This window comes from Nonomuraea rosea (assembly GCF_039539705.1).
GTDB classification, from domain to species: domain Bacteria; phylum Actinomycetota; class Actinomycetes; order Streptosporangiales; family Streptosporangiaceae; genus Nonomuraea; species Nonomuraea rosea.
Map to the genome: position 1 here is coordinate 212,800 of NZ_BAABDQ010000003.1, position 15,675 is coordinate 228,474.

The 15,675-nt window shown below is 69.6% G+C and carries 14 protein-coding genes; 9 read left to right on the forward strand and 5 right to left on the reverse strand.

The features are described 5' to 3' along the window. Positions 1–22: 22 nt before the first annotated feature. From ABEA43_RS08430 to ABEA43_RS08450, 5 genes are read left to right on the forward strand one after another with little or no spacing between them, the layout of a single operon-like run. A complete protein-coding gene (locus ABEA43_RS08430; protein ID WP_345560050.1) occupies positions 23–1,018 on the forward strand; it encodes an ABC transporter permease in 996 nt (331 codons plus the stop codon). Beyond that, positions 1,015–1,899, forward strand: a complete 885-nt coding sequence (locus tag ABEA43_RS08435; protein ID WP_345560051.1) for an ABC transporter permease — start codon at positions 1,015–1,017, stop codon at positions 1,897–1,899. Before ABEA43_RS08430 ends, ABEA43_RS08435 begins: the two co-directional genes overlap by 4 nt. After that, positions 1,896–2,837, forward strand: coding sequence for an ABC transporter ATP-binding protein (locus ABEA43_RS08440; protein ID WP_345560052.1), 942 nt, complete (start codon positions 1,896–1,898; stop codon positions 2,835–2,837). The genes ABEA43_RS08435 and ABEA43_RS08440 overlap by 4 nt, the downstream gene beginning before the upstream one ends. Next, positions 2,837–3,712, forward strand: a complete 876-nt coding sequence (locus ABEA43_RS08445; RefSeq protein ID WP_345560053.1) for an ATP-binding cassette domain-containing protein — start codon at positions 2,837–2,839, stop codon at positions 3,710–3,712. The genes ABEA43_RS08440 and ABEA43_RS08445 overlap by 1 nt, the downstream gene beginning before the upstream one ends. A 10-nt stretch (positions 3,713–3,722) precedes the next feature. After that, positions 3,723–6,071: a glycoside hydrolase family 2 protein gene (locus tag ABEA43_RS08450; protein WP_345560054.1), complete on the forward strand. Its 2,349-nt coding sequence runs from the start codon at positions 3,723–3,725 to the stop codon at positions 6,069–6,071. On the opposite strand, the gene ABEA43_RS08455 is transcribed toward ABEA43_RS08450, so the two are convergent. The 3 genes from ABEA43_RS08455 to ABEA43_RS08465 form a co-directional block, all read right to left on the reverse strand. Next, positions 6,061–6,735: a DUF6879 family protein gene (locus tag ABEA43_RS08455; RefSeq protein WP_345560055.1), complete on the reverse strand. Its 675-nt coding sequence runs from the start codon at positions 6,733–6,735 to the stop codon at positions 6,061–6,063. The two genes, ABEA43_RS08450 and ABEA43_RS08455, sit on opposite strands and share 11 nt — an antisense overlap. A gap of 87 nt (positions 6,736–6,822) precedes the next feature. Then, positions 6,823–7,338 carry a DUF1707 SHOCT-like domain-containing protein gene (locus ABEA43_RS08460; protein ID WP_345560056.1) on the reverse strand — a complete coding sequence of 172 codons (516 nt, stop codon included), beginning with the start codon at positions 7,336–7,338 and terminating at the stop codon, positions 6,823–6,825. A 14-nt stretch (positions 7,339–7,352) separates the two neighbouring features. Further along, a complete protein-coding gene (locus ABEA43_RS08465; RefSeq protein ID WP_345560057.1) occupies positions 7,353–8,090 on the reverse strand; it encodes a PadR family transcriptional regulator in 738 nt (245 codons plus the stop codon). 297 nt (positions 8,091–8,387) lie between these two features. Here ABEA43_RS08465 and ABEA43_RS08470 point away from each other — a divergent pair, with 297 nt between their 5' ends. Further along, positions 8,388–9,116, forward strand: a complete 729-nt coding sequence (locus tag ABEA43_RS08470) for a metal-dependent hydrolase (protein ID WP_345560058.1) — start codon at positions 8,388–8,390, stop codon at positions 9,114–9,116. Between the two features lie 146 nt (positions 9,117–9,262). After that, the gene (gene acnA / locus ABEA43_RS08475) at positions 9,263–11,992 is read left to right on the forward strand and encodes an aconitate hydratase AcnA (RefSeq protein WP_345560059.1); all 2,730 of its coding nucleotides are present in this window, start codon (positions 9,263–9,265) and stop codon (positions 11,990–11,992) included. 174 nt (positions 11,993–12,166) lie between these two features. Here the strand turns inward: acnA and ABEA43_RS08480 are convergent, their stop codons facing one another. Both ABEA43_RS08480 and ABEA43_RS08485 read right to left on the reverse strand, forming a co-directional pair. After that, positions 12,167–12,952, reverse strand: a complete 786-nt coding sequence (locus tag ABEA43_RS08480; RefSeq protein WP_345560060.1) for a neutral zinc metallopeptidase — start codon at positions 12,950–12,952, stop codon at positions 12,167–12,169. A gap of 83 nt (positions 12,953–13,035) precedes the next feature. Then, a complete protein-coding gene (locus ABEA43_RS08485) occupies positions 13,036–13,320 on the reverse strand; it encodes a hypothetical protein (RefSeq protein ID WP_345560061.1) in 285 nt (94 codons plus the stop codon). Positions 13,321–13,459: 139 nt separating this feature from the next. Here ABEA43_RS08485 and ABEA43_RS08490 point away from each other — a divergent pair, with 139 nt between their 5' ends. Both ABEA43_RS08490 and ABEA43_RS08495 read left to right on the forward strand, forming a co-directional pair. Beyond that, a complete protein-coding gene (locus ABEA43_RS08490) occupies positions 13,460–14,161 on the forward strand; it encodes a sulfite exporter TauE/SafE family protein (RefSeq protein ID WP_345560790.1) in 702 nt (233 codons plus the stop codon). Positions 14,162–14,343: 182 nt separating this feature from the next. Beyond that, positions 14,344–15,579: an MFS transporter gene (locus tag ABEA43_RS08495; protein WP_345560062.1), complete on the forward strand. Its 1,236-nt coding sequence runs from the start codon at positions 14,344–14,346 to the stop codon at positions 15,577–15,579. Positions 15,580–15,675: the final 96 nt, after the last annotated feature.

Below are 15,675 nucleotides of genomic sequence, written 5' to 3' on the forward strand. Positions count from 1 at the left end.
GGGCCTTCACGGAGACACTCGCGTGCGCCGTTATTTCGGTAGAAAACTGCTCATCTACGGACTGACCTTCTTCGTCGCCGTCACGGTCAACTGGATGATTCCGCGCTTCATGCCCGGCGACCCGGTCGCCAGCATGGTCGCGCGGGCCAGCGTCGCCAAGCCCGAGGCCGTCGAGGCGATGCGCGTCTACTACAACAGCCTCTTCGGCTTCGACCAGCCGCTGTGGCAGCAGTACGTCAACTTCTGGGGCGCCCTGTTCACGGGCGACTTCGGGATCAGCATCTGGCTGTTCCCGACCCCGGTCACCACCGTGATCATGAACGCGGTGCCGTACACGCTGGCTCTGATCATCCCGTCCGTGCTGCTGAGCTGGGTGGTGGGCAACCGCTTCGGCGCGTACGCCGCCAGGCGCAAGCTCCTCGACAACACCGTGCTGCCGCTCGGGTACGTGCTCACCGCCATGCCGTACATGTGGCTGGCGGTGCTGCTGGCCTGGTCGCTCGGCGTGATCGCCGACCTCTTCCCGGTCGCCGGCGGCTACAGCTTCTCGATGCGGCCCAACTGGTCGCTGACGTTCGCGCTCGACCTGGTGCACCACTGGGCGCTGCCGTTCCTGTCGCTCTTCCTGGTGGCGCTGGGCGGCTGGGCCATCGGCATGCGCAACATGATCATCTACGAGCTGGAGTCCGACTACTCCAACTACCTGGCCGCGCTGGGCGCGCCCGCCAGGCTCATCCGCAGGTACGCCTTCCGCAACGCCGTCCTGCCCCAGATCACCGGCCTGGCCCTGCAGCTCGGCGTGCTGGTGGCGGGGGCGCTCGTCACGGAGATCGTCTTCGCCTACCCGGGGCTCGGCAGCCTCATCCTCAAGGCCATCCAGAACAAGGACTTCTTCCTCCTCCAGGGCACGTTCCTGTTCATCGTGCTCGGCGTGCTGATCGCCAACTTCATCATCGACGTCGTCTACGTGGTGGTCGATCCGCGCACGCGGGCGGGAATGGCGGGTGCGCGGGCATGACGGCACTACAGGAAGCCGAGCCGCGCGAGCGCGCCGGGGTGCGCCGCGAGGCGCTCTATTTCGCGGTGCGCAACGGCAAGCTGCTGACCGGGTTCGCCATCGTGCTCGCCATGCTCGTGCTCGGCCTGATCGGGCCCGTGCTGATCGGCGGCGCGCCCAACGAGTACGGGACCAGCCCCATGAGCCCGCCCTCCGCCGCGCACTGGCTCGGCACCACCACCTTCGGCCAGGACATCTTCCTCCAGTTCGTGCACGGCCTGCGCAGCACCTTCGCCGTGGGCGTGATCGGCGGCGGCATCGCGGCGGTCATCGGCATGGTCGTCGGCTTCGTGGCCGGCTACCGCGGCGGCGTGGTCGACGAGGTGCTCAACATGCTGACCAACGTCATCCTCGTCATCCCCACCCTGGCCGTGCTGCTGATCATCAACGCGTACCTGGGCATCCGCAGCGTGGCCGTGCAGGGTCTGTTCATCGGCCTGACGCAGTGGCCGTGGGCGGCGCGGGCGATCAGGGCGCAGACGTTCTCGCTGCGGACGCGTGAGTTCGTGGACCTGGCCAGGATGAGCGGCGCGGGCACCTGGCGGATCATCAGCAGGGAGATCGCGCCGAACATGAGCTCCTACCTGTTCATGACGTTCATCCTGCTGTTCGGCGGCTCGATCCTGATCGCCTCCTCACTCGACTTCATCGGCCTCGGCCCCACGGACGGGGTCTCGCTCGGCCTGATGCTGCAGAACGCCAGCCAATGGAGCGCGCTCCAACTCGGCCTCTGGTGGTGGTTCGTGCCGCCGGGCGCGGCCATCACCGCCATCGTCGGCGCCCTGTACGTGGCCAACGTCGGCCTCGACGAGGTCTTCAACCCGAAGCTGAGGGAGACATGAGCCTGCTGGTCAGCGAGCTGAAGGTGTACTACAGGACGCTCAAGGGCGAGGTGCGCGCCCTCGACGGCATGTCCTTCGGCCTGTCGGACGGCGAGATTCTCGGCCTGGTCGGCGAGTCGGGCTGCGGCAAGAGCACGCTGGCCAAGAGCCTCATCAGGATGGACGGCCGCATGCGCCACGCCGGCGGCCGGGTCGTGCTCGACGGCGAGGAGCTGCCCATCGCCGACGACCGCCGCATGAACGACTTCCGCTTCCGCAAGGTCTCCATCATCCCGCAGTACGCCATGAGCGCGCTCAACCCCACCCGCAAGCTCCGCAAGATGGTCACCGAGCTGCTCGCCTCCAGGGGCACGGACGTGGACACCGCCGAGCTGGAGAGCCGGATGAGCCAGGTCGGCCTGCCCCGCGAGGTGCTCGACCGCTACCCGATCGAGCTGTCGGGCGGCATGAAGCAGCGCATGGTGATGGTCATCTCCACGCTGCTCGACCCATCCCTGCTGATCGCCGACGAGGTCACCTCCGCGCTCGACGTCTCCACCCAGAAGGCCGTGGCCCGCGCCCTGCTCGGCTTCCGGGAGAGCGGCTACGTCAAGAGCATGATCTTCGTCACCCACGACCTCGCGCTCACCCACCACATCGCCGACACGATCATGGTCATGTACGCCGGCAAACTGGCCGAGAAGGCCCCCGCCGACGTGATCGTCAAGGCGCCCAGGCACCCGTACACCAGGCTGCTCCTCGACTCCCTGCCCGAGGTCGGCGTCCGCTACGCCGACCGGCGGCTGGAGGGCATCGCGGGCAGCCCGCCCTCGCTGCTCGACCCGCCCGCCGGCTGCCGCTTCCGCGACCGCTGCCCGATCGCCGGCGACGAGTGCGCGCAGGACCCGCCGGTGACCGAACTCGCCCCCGGCCACCACGTCGCCTGCTGGAAGGCCTGATGCTGAAACTCGACGACGTCACCAAGGAATTCAGGATCGGCGCCTTCGGCGGCAAGAGCGTCACGGCCGTGCGGAACGTGAGCTTCGACGTCGTCCCCGGCGAGGTCGTCTCGCTGATCGGCGAGAGCGGCAGCGGCAAGAGCACGATCGGCCGGATGATCCTCGGCCTGAACCCGATCACCCGCGGCTCGATCACCTTCGACGGCCTGCCGGTCCGGGCGGGCAAGGAGTACTACCGCCACATCCAGGGCATCTTCCAGGACCCGTTCAGCTCCTTCAACCCGGTGTTCAAGGCCGACCGGGTGTTCTCCATGATCAAGGACACCTACTACCCGGCCGTCCCCGCCGCCGAGTGGGCGGAGCGGATCGAGACGAGCCTGCGCGACGTACGGCTCAACCCGGGGCAGGTGCTCGGCAAGTACCCGCACCAGCTCAGCGGCGGCCAGCTCCAGCGCCTGCTCATCGCCCGCGCCCTGCTGCTGGACATCAAGCTGCTGGTGGCCGACGAGATCACCAGCATGCTGGACGCCTCCACCCGCATCGACGTGCTCAACCTGCTGGCCGAGCTGAAGGCCAGGGGCCTCGGCGTGCTCTACATCACGCACGACCTGTCGCTGGGCAACTACCTCGCCGAGCGGACGGTGGTGCTGCGCGGGGGGAGCGTGGCCGAGATGGGGCCGACCGAGCGGGTCTTCGGCGACCCGCTGCATCCCTACACGCGTGAGCTGCTGGCGGCCGTGCCGCGGCTGCACGAGGCCTGGGACGACGCCCCGCCTTCGGACACCTGCTTCTACCACCGCGGCGGGGGCACCGGCGCGCTGTACGAGGCGAGTCCGGGACATTTCGTGGCGTGCGCCGGGCTGAGCGACTGCTGAGGAGAGCCACGTGAGTTCGTACCGTCCGCTGCACGAGGGCTGGACCCTGTCGTCGCGCGACCTCGCGGAGCTCCCCGCGAGCGTGCCCGGCTGCGTGCACACCGATCTGCTCGCCGCCGGGGTCATCGAGGACCCCTACCTGGACGGCAATGAGCACCGGCTGGCCTGGATCGGCCGCACGGAATGGACCTACCGCACCGTCTTCGCCTGGTCGCCCGACCAGGACGAGCGCACCGACCTGGTGTGCGAGGGGCTCGACACGGTCGCCACGATCATCCTCAACGGGGTCCGCGTCGGCGCCACCGCCAACCAGCACCGCTCCTACCGCTTCCCCGTCCGCCACCTGCTGCGCGACGGCGGCAACGAGCTGATCGTGCGGTTCGGCTCGGTCTACGACTACGCCGGAGTGCAGCGGGCGGCTCTGGGAGAGCGCCCGGGCGCCTACGACGAGCCCTACCAGTTCGTCAGGAAGATGGCCTGCAACTTCGGCTGGGACTGGGGCCCGACGCTGGTCACGGCCGGGATCTGGCGGCCGATCGGGCTGGCGGGCTGGAGCGGGGCACGCCTGGCCGAGGTGCGCCCGCTCGCGCACGCCGACGGCACGGTGGACGTGCACGTACGCGTCGAGCGGACGACCGAGGAGCCGCTCACCCTCACCGCGACGATCGGCGGGATCACCACTGAGCATCGCTTGGAGGGCCGGGCGGCCGTCGTGTCGCTGCGCGTGCCCGAGCCGGAGCTGTGGTGGCCGCGAGGGTACGGCGGCCAGCCCCGCTACGACCTGACCGTCCGCCTGAGCGGCGGTGACGAGTGGCACGGGAAGATCGGGTTCCGCTCGGTCGAGCTGGAGCGCGATGCGTTCCGGCTGAAGGTCAACGGTGTGCCGGTCTTCGTCAGGGGCGTCAACTGGATCCCCGACGACTGCTTCCCCGCCCGGATCACCAGGCCGCGGCTGGCCGGGCGGTTCGGGCAGGCCACGGCCGCCGGGGTCAACCTGCTGCGGGTCTGGGGCGGCGGCCTGTACGAGAGCGAGGACTTCTACGACCTGGCCGACGAGCTGGGCCTGCTCGTGTGGCAGGACTTCCCGTTCGCCTGCGCCGCCTACCCGGAGGAGGAGCCGTTCAGGTCGGAGGTGACGGCGGAGGCCAGGCAGCACGTCGCCAGGCTCGCCGGGCATCCGAGCCTCGTGCTGTGGTGCGGCAACAACGAGAACCTGGAGGGCCACGCCGACTGGGGCTGGCAGGACGAGCTCGCCGGTCGTAGCTGGGGCGCGGGCTTCTACCACGACCTGCTGCCGTCGATCGTCGCCGAGCTCGACCCCGGCCGGCCCTACTGGCCGGGCAGCCCCTACTCGGGAGCGCCCGGCCTGCCGCCGAATGACCCGGCGAGCGGCACCGTGCACATCTGGGACGTGTGGAACCGCGAGGACTACACCCGCTACGCCGCCTACCGGCCGCGGTTCGTGGCCGAGTTCGGCTTCCAGGGGCCGCCCGCGTACGCCACCCTGCGCCGGGCCTCCTCCGACGAGCCGCTGACGCCGGACTCCGGGCACCAGAAGGCGATCGACGGCCAGGGCAAACTGCTGCGCGGGCTCGGCCGGCACCTGCCGGAGCCGCGGACGTTCGACGACTGGCACTACTACACGCAGCTCAACCAGGCCCGCGCGATGGCGTTCGGGATCGAGCGGTTCCGCTCGCTCATGCCGTACTGCATGGGGACGATCGTCTGGCAGCTCAACGACTGCTGGCCGGTCACGTCCTGGTCGGCGGTGGACGGCGACGGGCGGCGCAAACCGCTCTGGTACGCGCTGCGCCACGCCTACGCCGACCGCCTGCTCACCGTCCAGGACGGGGAGCTGGCCCTGGTCAACGACACCGCCGAGCCCTGGTCGGGCGAGCTGCACCTGGCGCGGCGCGGCCTCGCCGGCGAGCCGCTGGCCAAGGAGGTCGTCGCGGTGCACGCGGCGCCGCGCTCGGTCATCAGGGTGGTGCTGCCCGAGTCGGTCGCGGTGCCCGACGACCCGGCGCGCGAGCTGTTCACCGCCCGGCTGGGCGCCATCCGCACGACGCGCTGCTACGCCGAGGACACCGCGACGGCGTTCCCGCCGGCCGCCTACGACGCGCACGCCGAACGCGAGCCTGGCGGCTACCGCGTGACCGTCACCGCGGTCAGCGTGCTGCGCGAGCTGGCGATCTTCCCCGACCGGCTCGACCCGGCGGCCACCGTGGACGACCAGCTCGTCACGCTGCTGCCGGGCGAGAGCGCCGTCTTCCACGTCGGCACCGCACAGGAGCTGGACACCAGCGCTTTGACCGGCTTCCCGGTCCTCCGCTGCCTGAACGAGGCGGTCAGACCCTGAACTCCTCGGTACGGTGCGCGTAGGCGGGCAGCGCGTCCCGCATCTCGTCCGTGATCAACGGCGGCGGCAGCGGCACGACCTCCCGCTCATGGAAGCCGAGCACGTCCTCACCCTCGGCGAACAACTCCTGGACCACGTCGAGACAGGGCTCGACCACCTCGGCGCCGGTGATCCGCCGGCCGCCCCGGCCCCCGCCGTGACGGTCGTACAGCACCTCGTACATGAGGGTGGTGGAGAAGATCACCAGCTCCGGCACGGGCTCCAGGTCCGCCACCCGAGCGGCGGGCACCACCCTGCAGGGAGAGCCGACCTTGGCGCGCAGCGCCAGCACGTGCATCTCCCACTGCAGGTACGGGGTGATCGGGAGCTCCACCACGCGCACCCGCCTGACGGGAGTGCGGTGGCGGAAGTAGTCGGCCACGGGCGCCGCCATGCGGTCGGCCAGGGCGAGCGAGCGCTCCCAGTCGCCGTCCATCATGGCCCGCCAGCTCGCGACGTCGGGCTCGTAGAAGTCCTGGGCGCGTTCGAGTTTCCACATCTGCCCAGTGCAGAGCTCGTGGTCGCGGTCGAAACCGGCTTGGTACGCCGGCACGTCCATGACGAGTCCGCCGTCGATCGCGGCGAACGGGTTCGTGTGGCGTACCGGATTGCCCTGCTCGGTCATGCGGCGTCCCTTCGCGTCTGAAGACCCGCCCAGATCATGAATTGAGGCCCTGACAGGGTCAAGGCCCAAAACGATCTGGGCAGGACCTCATCTGCGGTAGTGGAAACGCCGGTGGATCAGGCTGAACAGCATGGCCCCCAGCCACACCACCAGCAATACCTTGAAGATGCCGAGTCCGCCGAAGATCAGGCCCAGCATCAGGAACACGAACAACACCGGCAGGAACGGTCCGGGGCCCCTGTGGCGCCGTCCCATGTGGCCGGGCCCGCCCCTGCGCATCTCACGCTGCGCGTGGTGCATGGCCTGCATCTGGCCCCGGTGCGCCCGCATCGCCTGCCGCCAGGCGTCCTTGTCGAAGTGCGGCATGTCGAACTGAGGGGCGTCGTAGTGGGGGAGGGGGTCGCGGTGCCCGTAGGCGGGCGCCGCACCCGGCAGGTCCGCCACCACCGCGGCGAGGTCGCGGGCCGTCTTGGCGGCCAGCGTCCGATCGAGTCGTTCGTCGAGCTCCTCGTGGGTCAGGCGGCCCTGCGCGAAGTGCTCACGCAGGGCGGCCATCGTCTGCTCCCGCTCCGCGTCCCCGATACGGAGGTCGTTACGGTCCATGCAGGCCCCCTCGCTCATTCGTCGCCCGGTTCGCCGTCGGCCAGAATTTGGTACAGCTTGCGCCGGGTCTCTACCAGAGTCTTACGCGCTTCGCGGATTTGTGCGTCGTTTCCGGTCTGAAGAACTTGCATCATGGCGAATGCGGACTGCCGGGCGATATGCCAGAGATCGGCGGTGTTGTCGTCGATATCCGGCCGCATCTCGTCCCACGGGGCCTGGACCTCGTCGGCGTGCGCCTCGATGTAGTTGCGGCCTTCGTCGGTGAGGGTGAAGGTCTTGCGGCCCTCGTTCTCCTCCGAGATGACCAGGCCCTCGTCGGTGAGCTGCTGCAGCGCCGGGTAGACGGCGCCGGGGCTGGGCTTCCAGCCGCCCTCGCTGCGCTCGGCGATCTCCTGGATGATCTGGTAGCCGTTGCGGGGCTCCTCGGACAGCAGGGCCAGGATCGCGGCGCGTACGTCGCCTCGCTTGGCCTTGCGGGTCCTGCCGCCCCAGCCGCGAGGCCCGCCGCCCCATGGGCCGCCGGGACCGCCGCCGCCCCACGGGCCGCGCCCGAAGTCGAACGGGAACGGGCCGCCGGGCCCGCCTCGCCGGCCGCGCTCCCGATGCTCGTGCGGGCCGCCGCCGCGGTGGTGATGGTGCTGGCGGCCCATCTGCTCGAAGGCCTCTGACACGGCCTTGAACGCCTCGCGGGCTGCCCTCTTGTACTCGTGTGCGCCGGGCCAGGGCCCTCCTGTTGCGTGTGCGGAAGTCATGAATCCCCCTATATCGTGATCTGTTCTCGATGCATCAAAGATATATCGATAGTGTGTCGTTAGCAAGCCGAAGGACTGAGTGAGCCAGATCACGAAAAAGTTGCGGAATCCGGGAACAGGATTGGCGAGAGGGTCGTTATTCACATCAGACGAGGTCGTTCCGCGTCGGCAGGGCTGGGGGGTGCTGTCGCCGCGGAGACGACCTCGTCTGCGTTTACGGGAACGTTCCGGCCTCGTCTCGGGGCCCGGCGGCGGGCCTCACCGCGTAAAAGGTTTCTTTGCCGTACAGTCCCGATCATGATGGGGCACACACATGCGATGACCGGGGCCATCGCCTGGCTGGGGCTGGCGCCACCCCTCGCCGCACTGCCACTGGTGAACGAGACCACCCGCTTCGTCGAGACCGGGATCATGGCCACCGCGCTCAGTCCCGCCGAGCTGATCGCAGGGGCGATCATCTGCGCGGGCGCGGCGATGCTGCCCGACCTCGACCATCCGAGCGCCACGATCGCGCAGACCTTCGGGCCGGTCACCTGGATGCTCAGCAAGGCCGTGGCCTGGCTCAGCGGCGGGCACAGGGGGGCGACGCACTCGCTGGTGTTCGCCGTGGCGCTCGGGCTGGGGGCGCACTGGCTGGCCGGCACCTATCCGATCGGGCGCGACATCATGGTCGTCCTGCTCATCGGGCTGGCGCTGCGGGCGGTCGGCGTCGGGATCCCGGGCAACAAACTCGGCTCCGCCATGATCAACATCGGGCTGACCGCCGGCCTCTACGCCGTCTTCTTCTCACTCGGCGTGGGCTACGCGTGGCTGGGGCTGGCCGTGGGGGTGGGATGCCTCATCCATGTCGTGGGCGACTGCATGACCGAGAGAGGGTGTCCCGTGCTCTGGCCGCTGTCGGCCAGGTGGCTCCTGCCCTGGAAGATCGGCATCAAGACGGGCAAGAAGTTCGAGCAGAAGATCCTCGCTCCGGTGCTCTCCGTCGCCATCGTCGGCCTGCTGTTCTGGCGGCTGGTGCCCGTTTAAGTTGATGTCGAGATACCTTTGGAGATATCTTGACGTCGAGACATCCGCCGCACGGGCTGCGAGTTAGGGTCACCTAACGTGAGGCCGGTTCCCGGAGTGCGGCAGGATTTGGTCTGAGAATTGTCTGATGGAGGAGGCGAATCACCGTGTCCGCGAACAGCTTCGGCAGCCGTGACACGCTACGCGTCGGCGACGCGTCATACGAGATTTTCCGGCTGGACGCCGTCGAAGGCGCCGCACGCCTCCCGTACAGCCTGAAGATCCTGCTGGAAAACCTCCTCCGCACCGAGGACGGCGCCAACATCACCGCCGACCACATCCGTGCGCTGGGCGGCTGGGACCCGACCGCGGCCCCGAGCGTGGAGATCCAGTTCACGCCGGGCCGCGTCATCATGCAGGACTTCACCGGCGTGCCGTGCGTGGTCGACCTGGCCACCATGCGGGAGGCCGTACGCGACCTCGGCGGCGACGCCGCCCGGATCAACCCGCTCGCGCCGGCCGAGATGGTGATCGACCACTCGGTCATCGTCGACTACTTCGGCCACCCCGACTCGTTCCAGCGCAACGTCGAGCGCGAGTACGAGCGCAACCGCGAGCGCTACCAGTTCCTGCGCTGGGGCCAGACGGCCTTCGACGAGTTCAAGGTCGTCCCGCCCGGCACCGGCATCGTCCACCAGGTCAACATCGAGCACCTGGCGCGCGTGGTCATGACCCGCGACGGCAAGGCCTACCCCGACACCTGCGTCGGCACCGACTCCCACACCACGATGGAGAACGGCATCGGCGTCCTGGGCTGGGGCGTCGGCGGCATCGAGGCCGAGGCCGCGATGCTCGGCCAGCCGATCTCCATGCTCATCCCGCGCGTGGTCGGCTTCAAGCTCAGCGGCGCGCTCCCGGCCGGGGCCACCGCCACCGACCTGGTGCTGACGATCACCGAGATCCTGCGCAAGCACGGCGTGGTCGGCAAGTTCGTGGAGTTCTACGGCGAGGGCGTCTCCTCCGTGCCGCTGGCCGACCGGGCCACGATCGGCAACATGAGCCCCGAGTTCGGCTCCACCTGCGCGATCTTCCCGATCGACGGCCAGACGGTCGACTACCTGCGGCTGACCGGCCGTTCCGAGGAGCAGATCGCCCTCGTCGAGGCGTACGCCAAGACCCAGGGCCTCTGGCTCGACCCGGCCGCGGCCGAGCCGGTCTTCTCCGAGTACATCGAGCTCGACCTCGGCACGGTCGTCCCGTCCATCGCCGGCCCCAAGCGCCCGCAGGACCGCATCGTCCTGTCGGCGGCCAAGGCCACCTGGCGCCACGACGTCCAGAACTACGTGCCCGACGGCATCGACGAGGAGGGCGAGGAGTCCTTCCCCGCCTCCGACTCGCCCGCCTCCAACTCCCGCGCCAACGGCGGCCGGCCGCACAAGCCGGTCCCCGTCACGCTGGCCGACGGCACCACGTTCGAGATCGACCACGGCATCGTCTCGATCGCCGCGATCACCTCGTGCACCAACACCTCCAACCCGTTCGTCATGATCGGCGCGGCGCTGCTGGCCCGCAACGCGGTCGAGAAGGGCCTGACCCGCAAGCCGTGGGTCAAGACCTCGCTGGCGCCCGGTTCGCAGGTCGTCACCGGCTACTTCGAGCGCTCGGGGCTCCAGCCGTACCTCGACAAGATCGGGTTCAACCTCGTCGGCTACGGCTGCACCACCTGCATCGGCAACTCGGGCCCGCTGCTGCCCGAGATCTCCGACGCCATCCAGGCCAACGACCTGGCCGTCACGGCGGTGCTGTCCGGCAACCGCAACTTCGAGGGCCGCATCAACCCCGACGTGAAGATGAACTACCTGGCCTCGCCGCCGCTGGTGGTCGCCTACGCGCTGGCCGGGACGATGGACCTCGACCTCGACACCGAGCCGCTCGGCCTGGGCAACGACGGCGAGCCCGTCTACCTCAAGGACATCTGGCCGTCGCCGGAGGAGATCACCTCGGTGGTCAACTCCTCGATCGGCCGTGACATGTTCGAGCGTGACTACGCCGACGTGTTCAAGGGCGACGACCACTGGCGCTCGCTGCCGATCCCCACGGGCAACACCTTCGAGTGGGACCCGTCCTCGACCTACGTGCGCAAGGCCCCCTACTTCGACGGCATGCCGTCGAAGCCGGAGCCGGTGTCCGACATCTCCGGCGCCCGCGTGCTGGTCAAGGTCGGCGACTCGGTCACCACCGACCACATCTCGCCGGCGGGCTCCATCAAGGCCGGCACCCCGGCCGCGCAATACCTGCGGGCCAACGGGGTCGAGGTCAAGGACTTCAACTCCTACGGCTCGCGGCGCGGCAACCACGAGGTGATGATCAGGGGCACGTTCGCCAACATCCGCCTGCGCAACCAGATCGCGCCGGGCACCGAGGGCGGCTACACCCGCGACTTCACCCAGTCCGACGGCCCGGTGTCGTTCATCTACGACGCCTCCGTCAACTACGCCGCGGCCGAGACGCCGCTCGTGGTGCTGGCGGGCAAGGAATACGGCTCGGGCTCCTCCCGCGACTGGGCGGCCAAGGGCACGGCGCTGCTGGGCGTCCGCGCCGTGATCGCGGAGTCGTACGAGCGCATCCACCGCTCCAACCTGATCGGCATGGGCGTGCTCCCGCTGCAGTTCCCCGAGGGGGGCTCGGCGGAGGCGCTCGGCCTGACGGGCGAGGAGACGTTCGACATCACGGGCGTCGAGGAGCTCAACAAGGGCGGCATCCCGCAGACGGTGCACGTCAAGGCGGGTGGCGTCGAGTTCGACGCGGTGGTGCGCATCGACACCCCCGGGGAGGCCGACTACTACCGGCACGGTGGCATCATGCAGTACGTGCTGCGTTCGCTGCTCGCGAAGTGATCTTCTCGCGGTCGCGCCCGGTCAAGAGCCGGGCGCGGGCGCGGGAGCCCTTGGCCGTAGCGCCGGGGGTGGGGCGCGATCCTCACGCGCCCGTATCGGGGGAACCACCCGACACATGAAGAGCCGCCCGGCGGGACACCCCCCGCCGGGCGGCTCTTTGCCGTTGCCCGGACTTCAGGAGACCTTGGCGGACGGGGCCGACCAGGTGTCGCAGGCCGCGGGGGAGCCGGCCCGGTAGCCGCGGGCCAGCCAGTGGACGCGGTTGGCGCCCTTGCCGTGGCTGCGGTACTCGTCCTCGTCCCCGCTGGCGCGCGTGGCGTCGAGCAGCGCCGTCCAGTCGGCCGCCGTACGTGACAGCGAGCCCCACACGCTGCCGATGAACACCCCGGACAGGCAGTCGGCCTGCAGCTCGTAGCGCCGCTTCAGCTCGGCCTGGTGCGCGCGGTCGGTGCGGGCCCTGGCCTCGTACGAGCGCCGGATCCCGGTGACGCTCTGCAGATGGTGGCCGTACTCGTGGGCGGCCACCTTGAACGGGTAGAGGTCCGTCCTGTCCTCGATCCAGCCGCCGGTGAGGGGGAAGACGAGCGTCCGCCGGTCGGTGCAGTAGAAGGCCGCGGCGTGCTCGGGCCAGCGCAGCCCGCACACCGTGCTCGCGGGCTCCTCGAAGTATTGGACGACCGGTTTCCCGTACGACCGCCCGGCATGCGCGAAATACGCGGACCACGATTTATCCAGACATTTCACGACCGCCTCCAGATACTGCCGCGCCCGCGGGATCCCCCCGGAGCTGATCGGCGTCTCGGGACACGACGTGACGGCCAGCTTGCCGGCCTTCGTGGAGAACGGATTCGAGACCGGCGCCGAGCCTGAGCCGGCGGCCTGCGCGCTCTGGGCGGGTATGCAGGCGATCGCGAGGACCGCGGCAAGGGTCAGGGCGCGCTTGATGGGGGCGGAGTGCACAGTCGGCAGCTTAACGATCAGCGGCGTGTGGCACGATGAGAGTGCCACCCGGCGAACCGATATTTCGCCGGGCGGCAAAACAGCTAGATCCAGTCTGTGATCTCGTGAACGAGGTCGTCGGGGAACGATCCCCACTCTCCTCTCGAACCGGACTCGGCGAGGTAGTCGGCCCAGGCTTGCGGGTCCGTTCGTTGGGTCTGCTCCATCTGCTCCGCGACGCGCTGCCAGCGCTGCTTCTTCTCCATCTCCCGGATGGCCTGGTCGATGATCGCGGTCATGGGTTCGCCTGCCTTCTTCGCGAGTGCTGCGATCCTGTCCCGGGTTTTGACGCTGACGCGGATGGTCGTCGCTTTCGGCTTCATGGCCATACCCCAAAGGCTACGTCGGCGTCTACGGGAAAACCTACACCCCTCAGTCACGCTCGCAGTGGTCATGGCAACGGAGAGTAAAGGTGGTTGACTGCCAGGCATGACTGATACGGCATTAATCCTGGTTGTGGGCAGCTTGGTGGTTTTTGTCGGTGCGATCGTCCAGGGAGCCGTCGGGTTCGGCCTGGGGCTGGTGGCGGCGCCGGTGCTGACCATCATGGTCCCCGACCTCATGCCGGGCGCGATCCAGGTGGTCAACATGACGCTGCCGCTGTTCACGCTGGTCACGGAGTGGCGGCGGGTGGACTGGCGCGGGCTCGGGTTCGCGGTGCTGGGCAGGGTGCCGGGGAGCGTCATCGGTGCGGTCATCGTGGTCTACGTTTCCGTCTACACCCGAGGCGTTCTCGTCGCGGTCATGGTGCTCGTCGCCGTCGTGCTGACGGCCAGGGCGCTGAGCGTGCCGCGTAACGCGGCGACGATCGCCTCCGCCGGGTTCGTGTCGGGGGTGACCGGGACCGCCACGGGCATCGGCGGGCCGCCCGTCGCGCTGGTGTACCAGAACGCCAAGGGGCCGCAGATCCGGGCGACGCTGGCCATGTTCTTCTTCCTGAGCGCGGCCCAGTCGCTGGTCATCCTGTACGTGGTGGACGAACTGCCGGCGCAGGCGCTGGTGACGGGGGCCGTGCTGATCGTGCCGATGGCGCTCGGTTTCCTGGCGTGCGGGCCGCTGCGGCGCTATCTCGACGGCGGCAAGGTGCGGGTGGCCGTGCTCGCCGTGGCCGCCGCGTCCGCCGTGGCCCTGATCGCGCAGAACGTGGTCACCCAGGTGCTGGCTCCCTGACCGATTCGCGTCCGGCGAGCGGGGCACGGGCGGCGGCGCGCCGGAGGCCAGGCCGCAAGAAAGTTTAAGATTTAACGGGAAATCAGAGATCCGGTGGCGTCCGGCCCGCGAATGGCACACGTGACAAACTGGCCGACGGACCCGAGGCGCCCCACGCCGCATGCTCATCCGGATCGTCTCGCATGAGCTCGCTCGCCGGGACCCGCCGCCGCATCCCGCCGCTGGGTCTGCTGATCACCGGCCAGGGGCTGTCCAGCCTGGGCGACCAGTTCTTCGTCATCGCCCTGCCGGTGATCGTCCTGCCCCGCCAGGGCACGGGCGCCCTGGCGCTGATTCTCACCGTCTATGGTGTCTCACGGCTGGCCGGACTGCTGCTGGGCGGCCCGCTGGCCGACCGGTTCGCCCCGCGTCAGATCATGCTGGTGGCCGACGTGGTCCGCGCCGCCACCGTCGGAGTCCTGTGCCTGCTCATCTGGACGGCTCAGGCGGGGATCTGGGAGCTGTGCGCGGGCAGCGTGGTGCTCGGCCTGGCCGGGGGCGCGTTCCTGCCCGCGAACTTCTCCATCATCCCGGCGATCGTCGACGAGCCGCGCATCCAGCGGGCCACCGGCCTCAACTACGCGGTCACGCAGGCCGTCACCCTGGGCGGCCCGGTGCTCGCGGGCATCGTCGTCACCCAGCTCGGCGCGGGACCCGCGCTGGGGGTGGACGTGCTCTCGTACGGGGTGTCGGTGGCGACCCTCTGGCTGATCGGCCGCGGGCAGCGGTACGTGCCCGCCGCGGCGCCCGCCACGGGCGGGGCCGGGCTGCGCACCGTCATGCGGGAGTTCCCGCTGCTGAAGGTCATCATGGTGCTGGCCGCGATCGGGAACATCGGCTTCGCGGGTGTCCTTGAGGTCGGCCTTCCTGTACTGCTGCAGCAGAGCGTTCCGGCGTTCGCCACGGCGTACGGGATCGTGCTCGGCGCCTTCGGGCTCGGCGCGCTGCTGGGCAGCCTGGCCGCGAGTGCCCTGCCGGCCCCGCGGCACCCCGTGCGGGTGGCGGTCGCGCTGCTGCTGCCGCAGGCCGTCCTGCTGGGCGGGGCCGGGCTCGTGCAGCCAGGGGTGCTCAGCGCGCTGCTGTTCCTCGGCGTCGGCGTCGCCAACGCGGCGTCCAACGTGATGATGATGACGCTCATCCAGACCACCGTCCCGGCCGAAGTCCGTGGCCGGGTATCCGGGGCGCTCCTCGTGGCCTCGGTCGGATTCTTTCCCATCGGGGCGCTGCTCGCCGGAGTCCTGGCCGGCGCGGCAGGACCGCGCGCGGTGTTCTTCGTGGCGGCGGCCCTGGTGGGAGCGACAAGCGTGGCCGGCCTACTTTCCCGGCCGGTCCGGTCCTACGCGAAGGGAGGTGAATCACATGAAGTACGACATCCTTGACCAGGCCAGCGACGCCCCGGTCACCGACGTGAACTGGGTCTTCGTCTGATCCCGACCGTGATTCACGCACAGCCCCGGGGGCCGGCCCTTGCCGGC

Coding starts and splice junctions, on each gene's coding strand:
- ABEA43_RS08435 (WP_345560051.1), top strand. CDS start 1,015: ATGACGGCACTACAGGAAGCCGAGCCGCGCGAGCGCGCCGGGGTGCGC.
- ABEA43_RS08440 (WP_345560052.1), top strand. CDS start 1,896: ATGAGCCTGCTGGTCAGCGAGCTGAAGGTGTACTACAGGACGCTCAAG.
- ABEA43_RS08445 (WP_345560053.1), top strand. CDS start 2,837: ATGCTGAAACTCGACGACGTCACCAAGGAATTCAGGATCGGCGCCTTC.
- ABEA43_RS08455 (WP_345560055.1), bottom strand. CDS start 6,735: ATGACCGAGCAGGGCAATCCGGTACGCCACACGAACCCGTTCGCCGCG.
- ABEA43_RS08460 (WP_345560056.1), bottom strand. CDS start 7,338: ATGGACCGTAACGACCTCCGTATCGGGGACGCGGAGCGGGAGCAGACG.
- ABEA43_RS08465 (WP_345560057.1), bottom strand. CDS start 8,090: ATGACTTCCGCACACGCAACAGGAGGGCCCTGGCCCGGCGCACACGAG.
- ABEA43_RS08470 (WP_345560058.1), top strand. CDS start 8,388: ATGATGGGGCACACACATGCGATGACCGGGGCCATCGCCTGGCTGGGG.
- ABEA43_RS08485 (WP_345560061.1), bottom strand. CDS start 13,320: ATGGCCATGAAGCCGAAAGCGACGACCATCCGCGTCAGCGTCAAAACC.
- ABEA43_RS08495 (WP_345560062.1), top strand. CDS start 14,344: ATGAGCTCGCTCGCCGGGACCCGCCGCCGCATCCCGCCGCTGGGTCTG.